The organism is Acidovorax sp. 56 (assembly GCF_002749705.1).
Lineage (GTDB): Bacteria > Pseudomonadota > Gammaproteobacteria > Burkholderiales > Burkholderiaceae_C > Acidovorax.
The window spans coordinates 1259397-1280000 of record NZ_PEEV01000001.1 but is presented as its reverse complement, the minus strand read 5'-3'; the positions used below and the strand labels follow the sequence as shown (position 1 = coordinate 1280000).

The window sequence follows — 20604 nt, the reverse complement described above, 5'->3', positions numbered from 1 at the left end:
GTTCTCTCCGAAAACTATTTAGGTAGTGCCTCAAGTATTACCGTCGGGGGTAGAGCACTGTTTAGGCTAGGGGGTCATGGCGACTTACCAAACCTATGCAAACTCCGAATACCGACGAGTACAGCTTGGGAGACAGAGCACCGGGTGCTAACGTCCGGACTCAAGAGGGAAACAACCCAGACCGCCAGCTAAGGTCCCTAAAATTGGCTAAGTGGGAAACGAAGTGGGAAGGCTAAAACAGTCAGGATGTTGGCTTAGAAGCAGCCATCATTTAAAGAAAGCGTAATAGCTCACTGATCGAGTCGTCCTGCGCGGAAGATGTAACGGGGCTAAGCCAGTTACCGAAGCTGCGGATGTGCAATTTATTGCACGTGGTAGGAGAGCGTTCTGTAGGCCTGTGAAGGTGTCTGGTAACGGATGCTGGAGGTATCAGAAGTGCGAATGCTGACATGAGTAGCGTTAAAGGGGGTGAAAAGCCCCCTCGCCGTAAGCGCAAGGTTTTCTACGCAACGTTCATCGGCGTAGAGTGAGTCGGCCCCTAAGGCGAGGCAGAGATGCGTAGCTGATGGGAAACAGGTCAATATTCCTGTACCGATCAATAGTGCGATGTGGGGACGGAGAAGGTTAGCTCAGCCAACTGTTGGATATGTTGGTTCAAGCCTGTAGTCGTGCCTGGTAGGCAAATCCGCCGGGCTTAGATGAGGGGTGATAACGAGTCTGCTTGCAGACGAAGTGAGTGATACCCTGCTTCCAGGAAAAGCCACTAAGCTTCAGCTATTGACGACCGTACCGCAAACCGACACTGGTGCGCGAGATGAGTATTCTAAGGCGCTTGAGAGAACTCAGGAGAAGGAACTCGGCAAATTGATACCGTAACTTCGGGAGAAGGTATGCCCCAAGTAGGTGAACTCGTACAGAGGGAGCCCAAAGGGGTTGCAAAAAATCGGTGGCTGCGACTGTTTAATAAAAACACAGCACTCTGCAAACACGAAAGTGGACGTATAGGGTGTGACGCCTGCCCGGTGCTGGAAGATTAAATGATGGGGTGCAAGCTCTTGATTGAAGTCCCAGTAAACGGCGGCCGTAACTATAACGGTCCTAAGGTAGCGAAATTCCTTGTCGGGTAAGTTCCGACCTGCACGAATGGCGTAACGATGGCCACACTGTCTCCTCCTGAGACTCAGCGAAGTTGAAATGTTTGTGATGATGCAATCTCCCCGCGGAAAGACGGAAAGACCCCATGAACCTTTACTGTAGCTTTGTATTGGACTTTGAACAGATCTGTGTAGGATAGGTGGGAGGCTTTGAAGTGAGGACGCTAGTTCTCATGGAGCCAACGTTGAAATACCACCCTGGTGTGTTTGAGGTTCTAACCTAGGTCCATTATCTGGATCGGGGACAGTGCATGGTAGGCAGTTTGACTGGGGCGGTCTCCTCCCAAAGCGTAACGGAGGAGTTCGAAGGTACGCTAGTTACGGTCGGACATCGTGACGATAGTGCAATGGCATAAGCGTGCTTAACTGCGAGACTGACAAGTCGAGCAGATGCGAAAGCAGGACATAGTGATCCGGTGGTTCTGTATGGAAGGGCCATCGCTCAACGGATAAAAGGTACTCTGGGGATAACAGGCTGATACCGCCCAAGAGTTCATATCGACGGCGGTGTTTGGCACCTCGATGTCGGCTCATCTCATCCTGGGGCTGTAGCCGGTCCCAAGGGTATGGCTGTTCGCCATTTAAAGAGGTACGTGAGCTGGGTTTAAAACGTCGTGAGACAGTTTGGTCCCTATCTTCCGTGGGCGCTGCAGATTTGAGGAAGCCTGCTCCTAGTACGAGAGGACCGGAGTGGACACACCTCTGGTGTATCGGTTGTCACGCCAGTGGCATTGCCGAGTAGCTAAGTGTGGAAGAGATAACCGCTGAAAGCATCTAAGCGGGAAACTCGTTTCAAGATGAGATCTGCCGGGGCCTTGAGCCCCCTAAAGAGTCGTTCAAGACCAGGACGTTGATAGGTCAGGTGTGGAAGCGCAGTAATGCGTTAAGCTAACTGATACTAATTGCTCGTGAGGCTTGACCCTATAACTTTGATAGCCAACGCTCAAGCAGTCATGCTTGTGTGAAAAGCTCAAAGATTGTTATGCCAAGTTGACGCAGTCAAAACACATAAAATCTGATTCCAAACTCTATGAATTCGCTAGGCTGTTCCATGAACAGCCCAGCACCAAGTTATGCCTGATGACCATAGCAAGTTGGTACCACTCCTTCCCATCCCGAACAGGACAGTGAAACGACTTTGCGCCGATGATAGTGCGGGTTCCCGTGTGAAAGTAGGTCATCGTCAGGCTCTTATAGCCCCAATACCCCCCAGTCCATAAGGATTGGGGGGTTTTGCGTTTGGTACTCAGATATTCTCTAGCCATTTGCTATTTATCTAAATGACTGCTCCAAATTATTCGGATGAGTTTTGGATGAATATGGCGCTGCAGGAGGCAGAGTCAGCCGCCAGGGATGGAGAGATTCCCGTAGGTGCAGTCGTGGTCAAAGATGGTCAACTTATTGCGAAAGGGCGCAATGCTCCTGTAGCGCTAGGTGATCCAACAGCACATGCCGAGGTGCTTGCATTGCGGGCTGCTGCACAAATTTTGGGCAACTACCGTCTTGAGGGATGTACTTTGTATGTGACGCTTGAGCCGTGTGTCATGTGCTCTGGCGCTATTTTCAACGGACGTATCAGTAGAGTCGTTTTTGGTGCCGCGGAGCCGAAAACTGGTGCTGCGGGCTCTGTGATTAATCTCTTTTCGCTGCCTGCTCTGAATCACCAAACCAAAATCTGTGGGGGTGTTCTGGCGGATCGCTGCAGCGCATTGCTTGTTGATTTTTTCACTAAGCGACGCCAGCAGGCTCGCGCAAAAGAGTCTCAGCGCCCCGTTTTGCGAGACGATGCCCTCAGAACTCCGGATTCTGCATTTGCGGGGCTTGGCTCCTACCCCCTGCACGCCTCTGCTTATCTAAGCGATTTGCCCAGCCTATCTGGTTTACGTATGCACTACGTTGACCAAGGGCCATCGGACGCCTCAATCACGTGGCTTTGTTTGCATTCCTCATTGCGCTGGAGCTATGTTTTCAATGGATTGCTGTCCGAGTTATTACCCTCGGTCCGCGTTGTTGCCCCCGATTTGATAGGATTTGGGCGCAGTGACAAGCCTAAAAAAGAATCGTTCCATCAGATTGAGCGCCACCAGCAGGTGTTGCTAGACTTCGTGGAACGATTACAGCTAAAGCGTTTGGTCCTTGTTTTAGACGGCTGGGATGAGGGAGTAGGACTCTTGCTCTGTGCAGAAATTGCCTCTTATGTTGAAGGCATCCTTGTTTTTGCTGACGGAATTGAGTACGGTCGCTCTCCAGATTCGATGCTTATAAACGATGCCCCATTTCCTGATAGAGGGCATCGGGCTGCTCCTCGCGTATTTCTTAAGATACAGAAGGAGATTGAACGTGAACCATTTTTTAAATCACCAATGCCTGATTTTTTTAATGTAAAAAAGCTTTTTTGCGTTGGTGATGATTCTGATTTGAATTTGAATTTTTTTCAAAAAAATATTGATTTCGAATCGTTTGACAAAATAAATGAATCCAGTTTTGATAATTTTTTAATTAAAGTGAAAAGTTATTTCATTTCGCTTTAAATTTAATAATTCGGTATTTTAAAATAAACGGAGTAGATCTTTTGATCTAAATTTTGTGAAGCAAAATAGCCATAATCAACTGTGTTGTCATCATGATCATGGGCCGAAGCATATTTATATCTACTCCCCCGCTGGAGCCATTCGTGACAAGTTGGCTTTTGAGAGGGGAGTCGCTCGTCTGGAAGCTTTGGGCCACGAGGTAGAGATTGATCAAGATGCGCGTGCTGTGTACACCCGCTTTGCTGGAGATGACCAGACGCGCTTGGCTGCGATTCATAGGGCTGCAGCCAGTGGCGCAGACGTAGCCCTGATTACCCGTGGCGCTTATGGGCTGACTCGTTTGCTTTCAGAGATTGACTACAAGGCAGTGGGTAAAGCTATCGGCGCAGGCACAAAATTTGTCGGTCTCAGTGATTTCACCGCCTTTCAGTCGGCGGTGCTTGCGAAAACAGGTGATGTGACGTGGGCTGGACCGTCTTTGATCACCGATTTCGGTGTGGAAGGAACTCCAGATGACATCATGGAGGCTTGCTTTGATGATCTGTTGACTGGCCATGGCGAGGGGGCAGGGTGGCGTCTTCCTCGTGGAAAATCTTTGGCTGAAGTTGAATCAAGCGATTTTTATATCAAAAAAGCTACCCTTTGGGGTGGGAACTTGGCGGTGCTGACTGGATTGATTGGAACGCCTTATTTCCCGTCCATAAAGGGAGGGATCCTTTTCGTGGAAGATATTGGAGAGCATCCTTATCGGATTGAGCGTATGTTGACCCAGTTGCTGCATTCAGGCGTGCTTGCAAAGCAAAAGGCAATAGTGTTGGGGCAGTTCAATGGATACAAGCTTGCCCCTCATGACAAAGGCTTTAAATTTCAATCGGTAGTCGACTGGCTGCGCACCAAAGTTTCTGTGCCTGTACTGACTAATTTGCCATTTGGTCATGTGCCAACCAAAGTGCTTTTACCTGTTGGTGCTAAGGTTTCCTTATCCGTTGAAGGGCGTGACGCCCTTTTGTATTGGGGCCACACCCACTAGTTAAGGATGACCATTGCTTTGCAATTGTTTGCAATCTCATCTTTGCTTGCAAAGATCTCTCGCTTTGTTTTGGGCCCCGGGCCCTTGGGCTTTTTCTGAAGTACGCTTAGCCGTTTTGTGGTTTTCTAATCCCTGACTTTGCCATTTCTCGCGGATGCGACCACTACAGCCGACGGTCCATGTACTAAACTGGGCTGCATGACGATTTGTGTGAACCTGCGGCCATGACCGTTTTGACAACGGTTGTGTTTGCCGATATTTCCGGCAGTGTGGCGCTGTACGAGACACTGGGTAACGAGCGTGCTGCCGCTGCGGTTGCCCAGTTGACTCAGTGGATCAGTGTTTCAATTCAATCCCATTCAGGTAGGGTGGTGAAAAAGCTGGGTGACGGTGTTCTGGGGGTGTTCGGGGATGCCGCTGGCGCCGTTGCAGCGACTGCAGACATGCTCCAAGCCCATGAACAAAGGCTTGCACGTTGGCCTTATCCACTGCGGATGGATATTCGTGTCGGGGTAGCTACGGGTGAGATTGTCGAGGTCGACGGCGACTGTTATGGTGATGCGGTCAATGTGGCTGCCAGACTGTGCGAGCGCTCTGGACCAGGGGAGATTTGGGCAACAGAAATGGCAGTGTTGCTGGCTGGCGCCGCACCTGCCGTTTGGTTTCGCAAACTCGGCATGATGGACATTCGCGGCAAAGCGGAACCCGCCATGCTTTACCAAGTCGAGTGGCGCCAAGACCAGGAGCCAGACTCGCTGACCATGCAGGCTGGGCTGGCTAGCCAGCTGGCCCCGGTGGATTCCATTTTGGGGTCCATACAGTTCAGCTGGCATGGTTTGGATGCCACTTTCGCTTCAAATGAAGCCCCTGTGCATATCGGCCGAGCCACTCATGCACAGTTGTGCATTAATGATTTGCGGGTTTCAAGGTTGCATGCACGCATTGACTGGCGCAACAGCGGTTTTTTGCTGACGGATTTGAGCAGCTTTGGTACCTGGGTGCGGTTTGATGGCAGTGACTCGCATGTGCGACTTCGCCGTGATGCTTGCATCTTGCACGGCACGGGCGAAATATCCCTCGGCGTTTCATTTTCAGACCCCAAGGCCCCGACGGTGGCTTTCCACGTGGCCGGCAGCCGCATGCACTTGGGTTAGGGCTGGCCCTGTTGCATGCCGCAACCCTGCTTCTCGTCGTGCCGTTTTATCTCCAAATTAGGTTTTTATGAGCATCCACACTATTCTCAAAATGGGAGACCCGCGACTTCTGAAGATCGCAAGCCCTGTGTCCCAATTCGATACCGATGGGCTTCACCTGCTGGTACGTGATTTGTGGGAGACGATGCGTTCCGTGAATGGAGCTGGGTTGGCGGCGCCTCAAATTGGTGTGGATCTTCAGGTCGTTGTTTTTGGCTCCGAGCAACGCAATCCCCGTTACCCAGACAGGCCATTGGTTCCCCTCACCGTACTGGTGAATCCGGTGATCACGTCTGTTGGGGACGCCGAGGAAGAAGACTGGGAAGGCTGCCTATCGGTGCCTGGTTTGCGGGGCAAGGTTCCGCGTTGGCAGCGCGTACGCTACACAGGCTTTGACCCCTATGGTGATCCGATTGATCGAGAGGTGGAGGGATTTCATGCCAGGGTGGTGCAGCACGAGTGCGATCACTTGTGGGGGAAGCTTTACCCGATGCGGGTGCGGGATTTCACCCAGTTTGGCTACACCGAGGTGCTCTTTCCCGAACTGGGGGCCGCAGACGCTGATGACTGAGGCATAGCCATCGCAAATGCGCTCGTCCATCACTCGGACAGTGCTTGCAGCAACTCCGTCTCAATCTGGATTTGCCGTGCATTGTTTTGCAGCTCAGAGCCTTGCAGCAAGAAGGTATCTTCCACCCGCTCGCCTAACGTGCTGACCTTGGCCAGTTGTACGCTGAGATGGTGTTGCGCCAGGATCCGGGCCACCAAATAGAGCAAGCCAGCGCGGTCGCTGGCAGAGATGCCCAAAAGCCAACGTTGGGCCTTCTCGTCAGGCTGCAGGGTGACACGTGGGGCGATTGGAAAGCTCTTGACCCTGCGGGACACCCGTTTGCGCGCAGGCTCAGGCAGTGGGCCTCCAGCCTCAATCGTGCGCACGAGGTCACTCTCCACCATGTGCGTTAGCTCGCGGTAATGCCCGGCCTGTGACGATGCCACGACCTGAAACGAGTCCAGCGCGTAATGGTTGTTGGCTGTGTGCACCCTCGCATCCAGGATACTGAAGCCTGCGCGGTCAAAGTAACCGCAAATCCGGGCAAACAAGTCGGCTTGATCAGGCGCATAGACCAGCACCTGCAGGCCCTCGCCCGCCAGCGATTGGCGGGCCCGAACAACGGGCTTGGTTGTGCCAACGTGGCGGGACAGGTGGCGGGTGTGCCATGCAATGTCTGCGGCTTCGTGGCGCATGAAGTAGCTCACGTCCAGCGTGGCCCACAGTGCCTTGTGCGCTTCAAATGGCTGCGCGCTCAGGGCCAGTTGCACCAGCGCTTCCCGCTTGCGTGCCTCGATTTCTGCAGCCGCATCGGGCGCACGACCCCCCAGTGTCCTCAGAGTGGCGCGGTACAAATCCTCCAGCAACTTGCCCTTCCACGCATTCCAGACCTTGGGGCTGGTGCCCCGGATGTCGGCCACGGTCAACAAGTACATTGCCGTCAGATAGCGCTCGTTGTGCACCCGTTTGGCAAAGGCAGCAATCACATCGGGGTCGCTCAGGTCCTGCTTTTGAGCGATGCGGCTCATCGTCAAATGCTCACTGACCAGAAACTCGATCAAGCGCGCATCTTCTTGCTCTACGCCGTGCTGTCGGCAAAAGCGCCGGACCTCCTGCGCACCAATCTGGGAATGGTCGCCACCGCGTCCCTTGCCGATATCGTGGAAGAGTGCGGCCACATAAAGAATCCACGGTTTGTCCCAGCCACCCGCCAGCTGCGAGCAAAAGGGGTACTCGTGGGCATGCTCAGCCATGAAGAAGCGGCGCATGTTGCGCAGCACCATCAGGATGTGCTGGTCCACGGTGTAGACATGGAACAGGTCATGCTGCATTTGCCCGACGATGCCGCGAAATGCCCAGAGGTAGCGTCCTAGCACCGAAGTCTGGTTCATCAGGCGCATGGCATGCGTGATGCCTGCAGGTTGCTGCAGGATGCGCATGAAGGCCTGGCGGTTGGCCGGGTCGCGCCTGAACGCGGCGTCCATCACGCCGCGTGCGTTATAGAGCGCCCGCAGGGTGCGTGCAGACAGATTCTTCAGCCCCACCGTGGTTTGGTAGAGCAGAAAAGTCTCCAGGATCGCATGGGGGTCGCGCTGGTAGAGGTCGTCGCTGGCCACTTCAATCAGCCCGGCTTTTTCAAAAAAGCGGTCGTTGATGGGGCGGGGTTCATGCGCCGTAGGGTTCAGTCGCTCCTCAATGTTGAGCAGCAAAATCTGGCACAACTGGGAGACCGCCTTGGCCGCCCAGTAATAGCGGCGCATCAGGGTTTCGCTGGCGCGCATGGGCAGGCGTGACCCATCGGGGGCTTGTGAGCGGTAGCCAAACGACTCGGCCACAGCGGTCTGCAAATCGAAGACCAACCGGTCTTCATGCCGCCCTGCGGCCGCGTGCAGGCGGGCCCGAATCAGGCACAGCACGGCTTCGTTGCGCTCGATCTGACGCACCTCGAAGGCTGTGGCCATGCCGCTTTTGGCCAGCTCCTTCCAACTGCCCCCCAGACCTGCGGCCTTGGCCACCCATAAGATCAATTGCAGGTCACGCAGCCCCCCTGGGGACTCTTTGCAGTTTGGCTCCAGGGAGTAGGGCGTGTTTTCGTACTTGGTGTGGCGTTGGCGCATCTCCAGGGTCTTGGCCACCAAAAACGCCTGTGGGTCCATCTGTGCTTGGTACTGTTGCTGAAACTGGGCAAACAGGACCCGGTCTCCGCAAATCAGGCGAGACTCCAGCAAAGAGGTTTGCACCGTGACATCGGCGGCGCTTTCTGCCAGGCACTCGGCAATGGTGCGAACGCTCGATCCGATCTCCAGGCCTGCGTCCCAGCAACTGCCGATGAACCCTTCAATGCGGGCGCTCAGCGGGCTGTCGGCTTGTGGGGTAGCGCCCTCCGGCAGCAGCAGCAAAACATCGACGTCGGAATAGGGAAACAGCTGTGCTCGCCCGTAGCCCCCCACCGCAACGAGGGCACAGCCTGCAGGAAAATCCGCACGCAGCCAGAGCGACTGCAGCAGATCATCCGTGAACGAAGATAGCTTGCGCAGCGCCGCATGGATACCTCGTGTGGAGGCTACGGTAGCCGCCATGGCGTCAAGGACGCTGGCTTTGTTGCTGCGGTAGTTGGCACGCAGGGCCTGAATGTCGGTCATGAAAATTGGAAGGGGGTGGCAGTAGAGTCTAGTGCGCCACCCTAAGAACCTGTTCAAAGTCTTTTTGGAGATTGCATTGGAGTGCAATCGGGCGATTGGATGCCTCGGATGCGCCGCATGGGCTCGTGCCCATGCAAGCAGCCGAGGCATCCAATCGCCCGATTTCACTCCAACCCTTCGGGCAAGTGGCTTGCCGGGCGGTCTGCGTTGTTGCACCGCTTGCCAATAGCACGGGCTATTGGCTGCACGCTGCGCCTAGCACCCCATCCCGGTCAGACACTTGTGCAACTCCAAAAAGACTTTGAACAGGTTCTAACGAGGGGTTGCGCAACTTGAACCATTTTCAGGCACCCACCCCAAGCAAGAGTCATGCAGGCCCTACTGGGCCGGGTGCTCAGGTGCGGGTTGCCGTCACAAACGCGGGCAGGGTGGGTGAGCCTGCCGACAGCGTCATGACTTCATAACCAGTTTCGGTTACCAGCACCGTGTGCTCCCACTGGGCCGACAGGCTGTGGTCTTTCGTCACAATGGTCCAGCCGTCGTTGCCATGGTTTTTAACGTCGCGCTTGCCCGCGTTGATCATGGGCTCGATGGTGAAGACCATGCCGGGCTGCAGTTCTTCCAATGTGCCGGGTTTTCCGTAGTGCAGCACCTGGGGTTCTTCGTGGAACTTCTGGCCAATGCCGTGGCCGCAGAACTCGCGGACGATCGAGAAGCCCTGGCCTTCGGCAAATTTCTGGATGGCATGCCCAATGTCGCCCAAACGTGCGCCGGGCTTGACTTGCAAAATGCCGTGCCACATGGCGTCAAAGGTGATGGCCGACAGACGCTTGGCTGCAATGGAACATTCGCCAATCAGGTACATGCGGCTGTTGTCGCCGTACCAGCCGTCTTTGGTGATCACGGTCACGTCCACATTCACGATGTCGCCTTTTTTCAGGGGCTTGTCGTTGGGAATGCCGTGGCACACCACGTGGTTGACCGAGGTGCACAGCGAAGCGGGGTAGGGTGGGTAGCCAGGGGGCTGGTAGCCCACAGTGGCCGAGATGGTGCCCTGCTGGGCCATGCATTCGGCGCCCAGGCGGTCGATCTCTTTGGTGGTGATACCGGGCTTGATGTGGGGGGCGATGTAGTCCAGCACTTCCGAAGCCAGGCGGCAAGCCAGCCGCATGCCCTCAATGTCTTCGGCGCTTTTGATGGTGATGCTCATGGGGCAATTATCCCATTGGGGCCCGCGTGGCGCAGGGTGGGGGCACATGCCCGGTAAAATGGCGGGCTTCACGGCTGCTGCACCCGGCAGGCCCGTGATCCATTTGACCCCCCTCACACCCCAACAGGCCGCTACCGTGACCTTGCACATGACCACGCTGGCGGGCGGCAACGCCCTCAGCAACTTCCGCGCTCAGCAACTTCAGCCCGCCCTCGAGGCCATCCACCCCAAGATCAGTGGCATTGCCGCACGGTTTGTGCACCTGGTTGCCACCGATGCGGCTCCCACGGCCGCAGAGCAAGAGCGCCTGGCCGCGTTGCTGGCGTATGGCGACCCTTACGCAGGGCCACAAGAAGGCGCGGCATTGGTCGTCACGCCGCGCCTGGGCACGCTGTCGCCCTGGGCCTCCAAGGCCACCGACATTGCCCGCAACTGCGGCATCGCCATCCGCCGGGTGGAGCGCATCACCGAGTACCGCATCAGCCTGAAATCCGGCCTGCTGGGCAAGACACCCGAGCTGACGGCCGAGCAACTGGGCCAGATCGCGGCCCTGCTGCACGACCGCATGACCGAATCGGTGGTGGCCGACCGCAGCGCCGCAGCCGCCCTCTTCACCGAACTGCAGCCCGCGCCCATGGAGCATGTGGATGTGCTCGCCGGTGGCCGTGCTGCCCTGGAGGCCGCCAACACCCGCTTCGGCCTGGCCCTGGCCGACGATGAAATCGACTACCTCGTGACCGCCTTCACGGGCCTCAAGCGCAACCCCACCGATGTGGAACTGATGATGTTCGCCCAGGCCAACAGCGAACACTGCCGCCACAAGATCTTCAACGCCGAGTTCACCATTGACGGCGTGGCGCAGGACAAGAGCCTGTTCGGCATGATCCGCAACACGCACCAGCTGGCGCCCCAGCACACGGTGATCGCGTATTCGGACAACGCCTCGGTCATGGAAGGCCACCAGGTCGAGCGGTTTGTAGCAAAAATGGCCTCTAGCGCTGATTCATCAAGCGCTAGCAGCTATCAAAAAAGTAGCGTCACCCAGCATGTGCTGATGAAGGTGGAAACCCACAACCACCCCACAGCGATCTCGCCCTTCCCAGGTGCATCCACCGGCGCGGGCGGCGAGATCCGCGACGAGGGCGCCACGGGCCGGGGCTCCAAGCCCAAGGCGGGCCTGACGGGCTTTACGGTGTCCAAGCTCTGGGGCAGCACGGTCGGCAAGCCCGAGCACATCGCCAGCCCGCTGCAGATCATGGTCGAAGGCCCTCTGGGCGGCGCTGCGTTCAACAACGAATTTGGCCGGCCCAACCTGAATGGCTACTTCCGCGAATACGAACAGGAAGTCGGCGGTGTGCAGCGTGGCTACCACAAGCCCATCATGATTGCGGGCGGCGTGGGTGTGATCGATTCCGAGCTGACGAAGAAGATCGAATTTCCCGCCGGTTCGCTGCTGATCCAGCTGGGCGGCCCCGGCATGCGCATCGGCATGGGCGGCAGCGCCGCCAGCTCGATGGCCACGGGCACCAACGCGGCCGAGCTGGACTTTGACTCGGTACAGCGCGGCAACCCCGAGATCGAGCGCCGTGCGCAAGAGGTCATCAACCACTGCTGGGCGCAGGGCAGCGACAACCCCATCCTTGCGATCCACGACGTGGGTGCTGGCGGCTTGTCCAACGCCTTCCCCGAGCTGACCAACGACGCAGGCCGTGGCGCGCGCTTTGACCTGCGCGCCGTGCAGCTCGAAGAGTCGGGCATGGCGCCCAAGGAAATCTGGTCCAACGAATCGCAAGAGCGTTACGTGCTGGCCATTGCGCCCGAGTCGCTGCCCCTGTTCCAGGCTTTCTGCGAGCGCGAGCGCTGCCCGTTTGCCGTGATCGGCACCGCTACTGAAGAGCGCCAACTGGTGCTGCACGACCCGGCTGCGACGGCCGACGACCAGAAGCTGCCCGTGGACATGCCGATGAACGTGCTGCTGGGCAAGCCGCCCAAGATGCACCGCGACGTGAAGACCGTGGTGCGCGAATTCGCACCGATGGACCTGACCGGCGTGCCGCTGCAAAAGGCCGTGATCGACGTGCTGGCCCACCCCACGGTGGCGTCCAAGCGCTTCCTTATCACCATCGGCGACCGCACGGTGGGTGGCCTGAGCCACCGCGACCAGATGGTGGGCCCCTGGCAAGTGCCTGTGGCCGATTGCGCTGTGACACTGGCCGATTACAAGGGCTTTGCGGGTGAAGCGATGAGCATGGGCGAGCGCACGCCGCTGGCCGCCATCAACGCGCCCGCCTCGGGCCGCATGGCCGTGGCCGAGGCGCTGACCAATCTGCTGGCAGCGCCCATTGAGCTGCCCCGCGTGAAGCTGTCGGCCAACTGGATGGCCGCCTGCGGCGAGCCCGGCGAAGACGCTGCACTCTACGATACGGTGAAGGCCGTCGGCATGGAACTGTGCCCCGCTTTGGGTATCAGCATTCCGGTCGGCAAAGACAGCTTGTCGATGCGCACGCAGTGGAATGAAGGTTCCGACAAGAAGAAGGTCACCTCGCCCGTCAGCCTGATCGTGAGCGCGTTTGCCTCGCTGTCCGACGTGCGCGGCACGCTCACCCCCCAGCTCAACGCCACCGAGGCCGACACCACGCTGGTGTTGATCGACTTGGGGCATGGAAAGAACCGCATGGGCGGCAGCATCCTGGGCCAGACGCTGGAGCAGAGCGGTGATGTGGTGCCCGATGTGGACGATCCAAAGGATTTGGTTAACCTCGTCAACGCTGTGAACGCACTGCGCGCCAAGGGTCAGATCCTGGCCTACCACGACCGCAGCGATGGTGGCCTGCTGGCCGCCGCCGCCGAAATGGCGTTTGCCGGCCATGTGGGCGTGTCACTGAACGTGGACATGCTCGTGACCGAAGGCGACGGCGTGAGCGACAGTCGCATGGACACGGGCGATGCCAAGAACTGGACCACCCAGATCGGCGCCCGCCGTGATGAACTGACCCTCAAGGCTTTGTTCAACGAAGAGTTGGGTGTGGTGCTGCAGGTGCGCACCGCAGAGCGCAACGAGGTGATGCAGACCCTGCGCGCGCACAGCCTCTCTGCCTTCAGCCACTTTGTGGGCAAGACGCGGCCAGCGTCGTCGGAGATCGACGCTGGCAAGGGTGAGCTGCAGGTCTGGCGCGATGCCAAGGCTGTGTTCAGCGCCCCGTTGGCCGATCTGCACCAGGTGTGGGACGCGGTGAGCTGGAAGATCTGCCAGCAGCGCGACAACCCCGCCAACGCCGATGCTGAACACGCGGCAGCGGGCGAGCCGACCGACCCGGGCATGCACGTACACCTCACGTTCGACGCGGCAGACAACGTGGCTGCGCCGTTCCTCAATCTCGCCAAACCCAAGGTCGCCATCCTGCGCGAGCAGGGCGTGAACTCGCACATCGAAATGGCCTATGCCTTCACCGAGGCTGGTTTCGAGGCCTATGACGTGCACATGACCGACCTGCAAACCGGCCGCGTCAAGCTCGAAGACTTCAAGGGCGTGGTCGCCTGCGGCGGCTTCAGCTATGGCGACACGCTGGGCGCTGGCATTGGCTGGGCGCGGTCCATCACCTTCAACCCGGTGTTGGCCGCACAGTTCCAGGGCTTCTTCGGTCGTACCGACACGTTTGGCCTGGGCGTTTGCAATGGCTGCCAGATGTTTGCCGAGCTGGCCGACATCATCCCCGGCGCGCAAGACTGGCCACGCTTTACCACCAACCAGAGCGAGCGTTTCGAGGCCCGCTTGTCGCTGGTGGAAGTGCTGGAATCCCCCAGCCTGTTCCTGCAAGGCATGGCGGGCAGCCGCCTGCCGATTGCGGTGGCGCACGGCGAGGGCTATGCCAACTTCAAGTACCGGGGCAACGCCGACAAGGCCATCGCTGCCATGCGTTATGTGGACAACCATGGCCGCGCCACGGATCAGTACCCCTTCAACCCCAACGGCAGTGCCGGTGGCCTCACGGCGGTGACCACTGCAGACGGCCGCTTCACGGCCATGATGCCGCACCCCGAGCGCGTGTTCCGCAACGTGCAGATGAGCTGGACGAGCGAAGACAAGGCGGAGTACAGCGCCTGGATGCGCATCTGGCGCAACGCGCGCAAGTGGGTGGGCTGAGGCCCTGACCTTGGCCCCCTGGGATGGATGACAGGCAAACCGCTGTGTTTGCCTGTGCAAAAAAGGCCGGACGCGCAAGCGCCCGGCCTTTTTTAATGGGGCTCAGACCATGCGGGTGGGTGTCTGAACCTTGGCCTTTGTATGGCCCGGGGCTCTCAAGTGGGCTCCACCAGGGCGTGGGTGCGGGGTCTTTCATACACCAGCAGGCGGCCTTTGTAGGCTGGCGCGCTCTCCAGTGCCGGACAGTCCAGGCGCTCTTCCACCACCTCAAATCGGTGCACTGCCATCTGTTTGTGGAATGCCGCCCGATTCCCCCGGTTGGGATCGACTATCCAAATCTGAGCGCCCTGGTCTGCATGGGCATCCAGAAAATGGGCCAAAGTGGCGCGTGCATCGCGTTCGTACAGCACATCGCTGCCGATGATGAGATCGAACTGGCCCTGCACATCGCCCATGCCCTGGGGGTTGTCTGTGCCCCATTGGCCTGTGCGGTATTTCATGGGGGCTAGTGCGTTGAGGCGCAGGTTCTCCTCCAGAAACTGCCTCGCCAGCGGGTGGCAATCGCTGGCCGTGACATCCATGCCGCGCCGATGGCACACCAGGCTCGCCAGTCCCAGTCCACAGCCAATCTCCAAGATACGCTCTCCGGTGCGCAAAGGGCGCGAGGCCATGCGGGCTGCCAGCTGCGCGCCTGAAGGCCACAACAGCCCAAACAAGGGCCAGGCCGCAGAAGAGATGCCCAGTTGCTCGGCAGCGCCCAGGGGGTCGGAAAATTGCTGTTTGTCCAGCAGCGAGCGAATGTACAGATTAGCGACCCCTGGAACGGGGATGCTCTCTTGCTTGGTGAGGTAGCCTGGCATGCAATGGGCCTGAAGCCCGTTGTCAAGGGACCCCGATAGAGTGGGTGAGGGCCTGGAGTATGCGCTATACCGAAAACAGCCCTCAGAACCTGTTCTCAGGGCTTTGGGAAGCATCTGCACGGATGGCCTGGATGGGGGTGTTGCTGGTGAGCCCAATGGGCTGTGGGCGAGGGCGGCTTTTGGGTATGCCGATGGACCTGGTTGATATAGTCCCGCGGGTTCATTGACTTCGTTGAGGAAACTCCATGGCCGCAGGCAGCCTTTTAGCTTTATTGGATGACATCGCGACCATCCTTGACGACGTCGCGTTGATGACCAAGGTGGCGGCCAAAAAGAGCGTGGCCATGGCCGACGATGTTTCCGTGATGACCAAGGTCGCCGCGCAAAAGACCGCTGGTGTGCTGGGCGATGATTTGGCGCTGAACGCCCAGCAGGTCACGGGCGTACGCGCAGACCGTGAAATCCCGGTGGTATGGGCGGTGGCCAAGGGGTCACTGATCAACAAGGTCATCCTGGTGCCTGCGGCGCTGCTGATCAGCGCTTTTGCGCCCTGGGCTGTGACGCCACTGTTAATGCTCGGTGGTGCTTTCCTGTGCTTTGAAGGTACAGAAAAGTTGGCCCACAAGTTTTTGCACCCACAAGAAGAAGCCCAGGCAGAGCACGACAGCCTGGTCAAAGCCAATGCCGATCCTGCCGTGGACATGGTGGCTTTTGAGAAGGAGAAGATCCAAGGTGCCGTGCGCACGGACTTCATCTTGTCCGCCGAGATCATTGCGATCACGTTGGGCACGGTGGCGAACGCGCCCTTTGCGCAGCAGGTCATGGTGCTCAGCGGCATTGCATTCATCATGACGTTGGGTGTGTACGGTCTTGTGGCAGGCATCGTCAAGTTGGACGACCTTGGCCTGTGGCTGCATCGCAAAAGCAGCAGCGCTGCCCAGGCCATGGGCCGTGGCATCTTGTGGGCGGCTCCTTGGTTGATGAAGGGCTTGTCGGTGGCTGGCACTGCCGCCATGTTCCTGGTGGGGGGCGGTATCTTGGTGCACGGCGTGCCTTGGCTGCACCACGCCGTCGAAGGTTGGGGCACTGCGGCAGCCCAGTGGCCCGTGGGGGGCTTGTGGTCGGTTTTGGTTCCCAATGGGGTGAATGCGTTGATTGGGCTGTTCGCTGGGGTGGTGGTGCTGGTGGCCGTAACGGCAGTGCAACGTATGCGCGGCAGTCCTGCCATCCAAGGTTGAAGGGGGCGGCACCTGGCCCGTCGATTGAATGGGCGCCGACCGAATCGCCTCGGGTAAACACGGGGTTGTTTGACCTGTGGCAAGGTTGACCATTTCGCTAACAGGCCCAATACAAACACGGGGGTCGTCCCCGTTCAACTGCATTGAGTTCTGTATGAAGAAAAACCTGCTGACCGTGGCCGTTCTGTGCGCAATGATGACTTCGGGCGCTGCGTTTGCGCAGCAAGCCGAAGGCCCTTGGCTGGTGCGTGCCCGTGCCGTGAACCTCGATAGCGCCAACAAAGACAGCACCGGCCTCGGTCTGTCGATCAACGACAAGGTCATTCCTGAAGTCGACGTGTCGTACTTCTTCACCCCCAACATTGCTGCTGAACTGGTGTTGACCGTGCCCCAAAAGCACAACCTGAGCTCCAGTACCTTGGGCGGCAAGATTGGCACGCTCAAGCACCTGCCTCCTTCGCTGCTGGTGCAGTACCACATGCCCATGGGCAGCTTCAAGCCTTACGTGGGCGCTGGTATCAACTACACACGCTTTTCCAGCGTGAAGCTGCCCGCTGGCGTAGACATTGATCGCAACAGCTTTGGTGCAGCCCTGCAAGTGGGCGTGGACATTCCGCTGCAAAAGAACCTGTACCTGAACCTGGACGTCAAGAAGGTCTTCATCAAGACCGACGTGAGTTTGGCAGGCGCCAAGATTGGCACGTTCAAGGTGGACCCTGTTCTGGTGGGTGTGGGCCTCGGCTGGCGCTTCTGATGCGCCTTGCGCAGCGGCAACGTTGCGCACATTCTGGTGGGGAAAAGCCAGCGCATCTGCGCTGGCTTTTTTTATGGCTTCACGGGGGCCGGGTGTGTTGGCACGAGACGAATCAACCCCCGGTCATTTCGCGTGGATGAGAACCTGGGTTAGCCCGCAGTCGGCTCCGTGCAAGGCAAGGACAGTGTGAACCGCGCCCCTTCGCCGGGTGTGGAGGTGACAGTCAGTTCGCCATGCATCAACTCCGCCAGCGCCCTGGACAGCGCCAGGCCCAAGCCTGTGCCTCCATGCTCGCTGCTCACCTGGGCGCTGCCTTGGCGAAATTTCTCAAAAATCAGATCATGCAAGTGCGGTGGAATACCGGGGCCCGAGTCCACGACATGAAACTGCAGCCGTGTTCCTTCTGCCCCTGTTTCCACTTCCAGCCGCACGCCGCCTTGTGCGGTGAACTTGAGGGCATTGGAGAGCAGATTGTTCAGAATTTGCTTGAGCCTGAGTCCGTCGCACACCAGCCATTGCGGGGTGTCTGGTGATACCGACACTTGCAGCGTCAGGCCCTTCTGGGCTGCTGAAATAGCGAAGAAGTCGGCCGTGTTTTGCACCAGTTCGCGCACGGGGTGGGGCGCCAGCACAATGGGCATGGCCCCGGCCTCGACCTTGGCCAAATCCAGAATTTCGGTGAGCAATGTGTTGAGGTGGTCTGCAGCCTGCCGGATCAAGGTGGCCGCCTCTCTGAACGAAGGCTGCTGCAAGCGCAACTCCATCAGTTCCGCAAAGCCCCGGATGCTGGTGAGCGGCGTGCGCAGCTCGTGCGACACCGCTGCCAGAAACTCACTTTTGGCCTGGCTGGCAGATTGGGCCTGCGCCTCGCTGATGGCCAGCGCTGCATGGGACTCTTCCAGTCGGCGCACGCCGCGCAAAAAGCCCACGCCGCTGGCCACGATGGCCGCGCCCAGCACCAATGCCACGGTCAGCGTCACGTTGCGCATGTCTCGCCACTCTTCCAGTGCTGCCTCCGTGGTGTTGGATACCACCACGTTCAGGGGGTACCCTGGCACCCGCCTGAAGGCTGTGATGCGCTCCGTTTTGTCCACCTCACTGACACGGACGTAAACGCCTTCTGGCTTGTTCAGATCAGCCAAAGGGTGGCCATTGGGCAGCGTGACGGACTTGCCCATGCCCGTGGCTTTCCCCCCTGCTACCCGAGCGCGCAGTGTGTTGTCGTCGCCCAGCAAAGACACAGCGCCTCCGGGCCCTAATTCAACGTCGCCATACACCGTTTCAAAGTAGTCGGGGTCGACCGAGGCCACCACGACCCCATGCAGGTAGCCGCTGGGTGACACGATGGGGCGCGAGAGTTGCAGCGTCCACTGGCCAGACACCTTGCCCAGCACCGGTTTGCCCACAAACAGACCGTTGCGTGTGATTTGTGTGCGAGCATCCAGGTGGCGCGTCGGCTCCAGGTGCACCTGGATGTGTTCGCGTTCCGAGAGATCAAGCGGCCCGGTTTTTTGTCCATCCGGGTCCAGATTGCTGGCCACAAACCGCCCATCCGCTCCCACGACGGAGAGCTGGGTCAAGATATCCGGGACGAGGCCCGTCTCATTGGCCAGCCGTGTGTAGTCTGAGGGCTGAAAGCTGCCTTTGGCGACGGCATCGCGCATGCGCAGCGTGGCCTGGTCGATGGGGGCTAGCACGCGCAGCGTTTGTTCTTGCAGCACCCGTGCCAAGTTGGCGTTTTGCCGCTCCTGGGCGTCTATCGCGTCTTGCCATTTGGTGTAGAGCGCTAATGCCACCAGTGCTGCCGTCACCACCAGCGCCAGGGCCACAAAGCCAATCACCTTGGCCTGCAAGTCTTTGGCATGCAGCGGGTTCAAGGCCACAGCGACTGAGGGGCTTGGCAGCGGCTGCACGGCAGGGGGTGATTTTTCCAACATGGTTCCCATGGTTCAGAGCATGCCACTTTCCCGCCGCTTTGCGCAGAGGGCTGTTGCTGGATCCGCGAGCCGACTCTGCGGCCGCATGGCCAAGTGGGTTCTGCGGGCTATCCGGCCAGAATCGGCGTGCACAACTCGACCAAGGTGCCGTCTGGGCATCGCAGGTAAGACACCGTTTGGCCCCAGGGCTTGGTGCTGGGGGGGGCCAGCTCGGCGGCTCCGCTGCCCAGCGCCTGTTGGTGGGCGGTGGGGACATCGGGGGTGACCAGAGCGATCTCCATGCCCAGGGGCTGTGCGCTGGCATGGGCAGCGACATGGCCGCCTGCAAAGTTGGAGTGGCCTAGCGAGTGGTCTGCAAAAGCCAGCGTGGTGGCGCCGGTCTCCAGCTCGCCGTAGGTGCCTGACTCATGCAGAAAACGCCTTGTCATGCCAAAGGCCTGCTCGAAAAAGGCCAGCGAGGCCGCTACGTCCGGAACGTAAATGATGGTGTAGCCGAATTGCATGGAGAAAGCCCAGTGGATGGTGACTGTGTTCGGTCATTCTGCACCACCGGGCACGCTGCGGGGCGCCTGTTCATGCAAGCGTTGCCACTGCGACAACCGCCAACCCCAGAGTGAGGTTGATGCCCACCCACGTCCGTATTTTGGCCAGCACTTTGCCCGCCTCCGGCCAGTGAGCGCTTTGGTGGGCGCGGCTGAGCCGGGGGAAAAGCGACAGGCGGATGTACCCAAAGATGACGGCCATGACCGCGCCCAGGGCCGCCATCACAGTCCAGCCCCAGGGCATGGCAAAACTGCCCCCTGCTTGCACTGTGTGCTTGGCGACGTGGCCCACCATCCACAGGCCCGATGCGAGCAGGGCCACCACGGCTGCCACCACGGTCGCAAAAAAGCGCCGCAAAACGCCTTGCATCAGGCCAACGCGCAGCGCAGGCTCCAGCGTTTGTGCGGCAGGGCGCAAAAAGAAATGGGCGAAGAACATGCCCCCCAGCCAGACGATGGCTGCGAGCAAGTGGACCAGTTTGAGGGTTGCATACAGCATGGTGGTGTGGGCCTTTCTTTCCCGGAGAAGATCGTACCTAGGGTCTAAGAACCTGTTCAAAGTCTTTTTGGAGTTGCACAAGCGGCTTGCCGGGATGGGCTGCTAGGCGCAGCGCGCAGCCAATAGCCCGTGCTATTGGCAAGCGATGCAACAACGCAGACCGCCCGGCAAGCCACTTGCCCGAAGGGTTGGAGTGAAATCGGGCCGATGAACTCAGAGCTTTGGCGCCCCGGCTGCTTGCATGGGCACGAGCCCATGCTGCGCATCCGAAGCATCCACTCATCCCGATTGCACTCCAATGCAATCTCCAAAAAGACTTT

Annotated in this window: 13 protein-coding genes and 2 rRNA genes (1 of these 15 cut by a window edge); 9 read left to right on the top strand and 6 right to left on the bottom strand. The window is 58.8% G+C overall.

The window, feature by feature from the left end; genetic code table 11:
- The 6 genes from CLU88_RS05520 to def all read left to right on the top strand — a co-directional run.
- A 23S ribosomal RNA gene (locus CLU88_RS05520) occupies positions 1-2077 on the top strand; it begins 802 nt to the left of the window's first position.
- A 153-nt stretch (positions 2078-2230) separates the two neighbouring features.
- Positions 2231-2343 (top strand): 5S ribosomal RNA (rrf, locus tag CLU88_RS05515).
- Between the two features lie 91 nt (positions 2344-2434).
- A complete protein-coding gene (tadA, locus tag CLU88_RS05510; protein ID WP_099655734.1) occupies positions 2435-3685 on the top strand; it encodes a tRNA adenosine(34) deaminase TadA in 1251 nt (416 codons plus the stop codon).
- 55 nt (positions 3686-3740) lie between these two features.
- A complete protein-coding gene (locus tag CLU88_RS05505; protein ID WP_099655733.1) occupies positions 3741-4715 on the top strand; it encodes an LD-carboxypeptidase in 975 nt (324 codons plus the stop codon).
- Between the two features lie 224 nt (positions 4716-4939).
- The gene (locus CLU88_RS05500; protein WP_099655732.1) at positions 4940-5869 is read left to right on the top strand and encodes an adenylate/guanylate cyclase domain-containing protein; all 930 of its coding nucleotides are present in this window, start codon (positions 4940-4942) and stop codon (positions 5867-5869) included.
- Positions 5870-5936: 67 nt separating this feature from the next.
- The gene (def, locus tag CLU88_RS05495) at positions 5937-6479 is read left to right on the top strand and encodes a peptide deformylase (RefSeq protein ID WP_099655731.1); all 543 of its coding nucleotides are present in this window, start codon (positions 5937-5939) and stop codon (positions 6477-6479) included.
- A 29-nt stretch (positions 6480-6508) separates the two neighbouring features.
- Here the strand turns inward: def and CLU88_RS05490 are convergent, their stop codons facing one another.
- Together CLU88_RS05490 and map are read right to left on the bottom strand one after the other, a co-directional pair.
- Positions 6509-9100 (bottom strand): [protein-PII] uridylyltransferase, encoded by a 2592-nt coding sequence (locus CLU88_RS05490; protein WP_099655730.1) that lies wholly within the window; start codon positions 9098-9100, stop codon positions 6509-6511.
- A gap of 394 nt (positions 9101-9494) precedes the next feature.
- On the bottom strand, positions 9495-10310 hold the full coding sequence (map, locus tag CLU88_RS05480; RefSeq protein ID WP_099655729.1) for a type I methionyl aminopeptidase: 816 nt from the start codon (positions 10308-10310) through the stop codon (positions 9495-9497).
- Positions 10311-10446: 136 nt separating this feature from the next.
- Here map and purL point away from each other — a divergent pair, with 136 nt between their 5' ends.
- Entirely contained in the window at positions 10447-14454 is a 4008-nt protein-coding gene (gene purL, locus CLU88_RS05475; RefSeq protein ID WP_099658670.1) for a phosphoribosylformylglycinamidine synthase, read from the top strand.
- A 155-nt stretch (positions 14455-14609) separates the two neighbouring features.
- Here purL and CLU88_RS05470 read toward each other — a convergent pair whose 3' ends face one another.
- On the bottom strand, positions 14610-15314 hold the full coding sequence (locus CLU88_RS05470) for a methyltransferase (protein ID WP_099655728.1): 705 nt from the start codon (positions 15312-15314) through the stop codon (positions 14610-14612).
- 245 nt (positions 15315-15559) lie between these two features.
- On the opposite strand from CLU88_RS05470, the gene CLU88_RS05465 reads away from it, so the two are divergent.
- Both CLU88_RS05465 and CLU88_RS05460 read left to right on the top strand, forming a co-directional pair.
- On the top strand, positions 15560-16552 hold the full coding sequence (locus CLU88_RS05465) for a DUF808 domain-containing protein (protein WP_099655727.1): 993 nt from the start codon (positions 15560-15562) through the stop codon (positions 16550-16552).
- 154 nt (positions 16553-16706) lie between these two features.
- Positions 16707-17306, top strand: a complete 600-nt coding sequence (locus tag CLU88_RS05460; protein ID WP_099655726.1) for an OmpW family protein — start codon at positions 16707-16709, stop codon at positions 17304-17306.
- Positions 17307-17455: 149 nt separating this feature from the next.
- Here CLU88_RS05460 and CLU88_RS05455 read toward each other — a convergent pair whose 3' ends face one another.
- From CLU88_RS05455 to CLU88_RS05445, 3 genes are all read right to left on the bottom strand, one after another.
- Complete coding sequence (locus CLU88_RS05455; RefSeq protein ID WP_233205382.1) at positions 17456-19243, bottom strand: ATP-binding protein; 1788 nt, start codon at positions 19241-19243, stop codon at positions 17456-17458.
- Between the two features lie 107 nt (positions 19244-19350).
- On the bottom strand, positions 19351-19746 hold the full coding sequence (locus tag CLU88_RS05450; RefSeq protein WP_099655724.1) for a VOC family protein: 396 nt from the start codon (positions 19744-19746) through the stop codon (positions 19351-19353).
- 70 nt (positions 19747-19816) lie between these two features.
- Positions 19817-20284 (bottom strand): CopD family protein, encoded by a 468-nt coding sequence (locus tag CLU88_RS05445; protein ID WP_099655723.1) that lies wholly within the window; start codon positions 20282-20284, stop codon positions 19817-19819.
- Positions 20285-20604 lie beyond the last annotated feature (320 nt).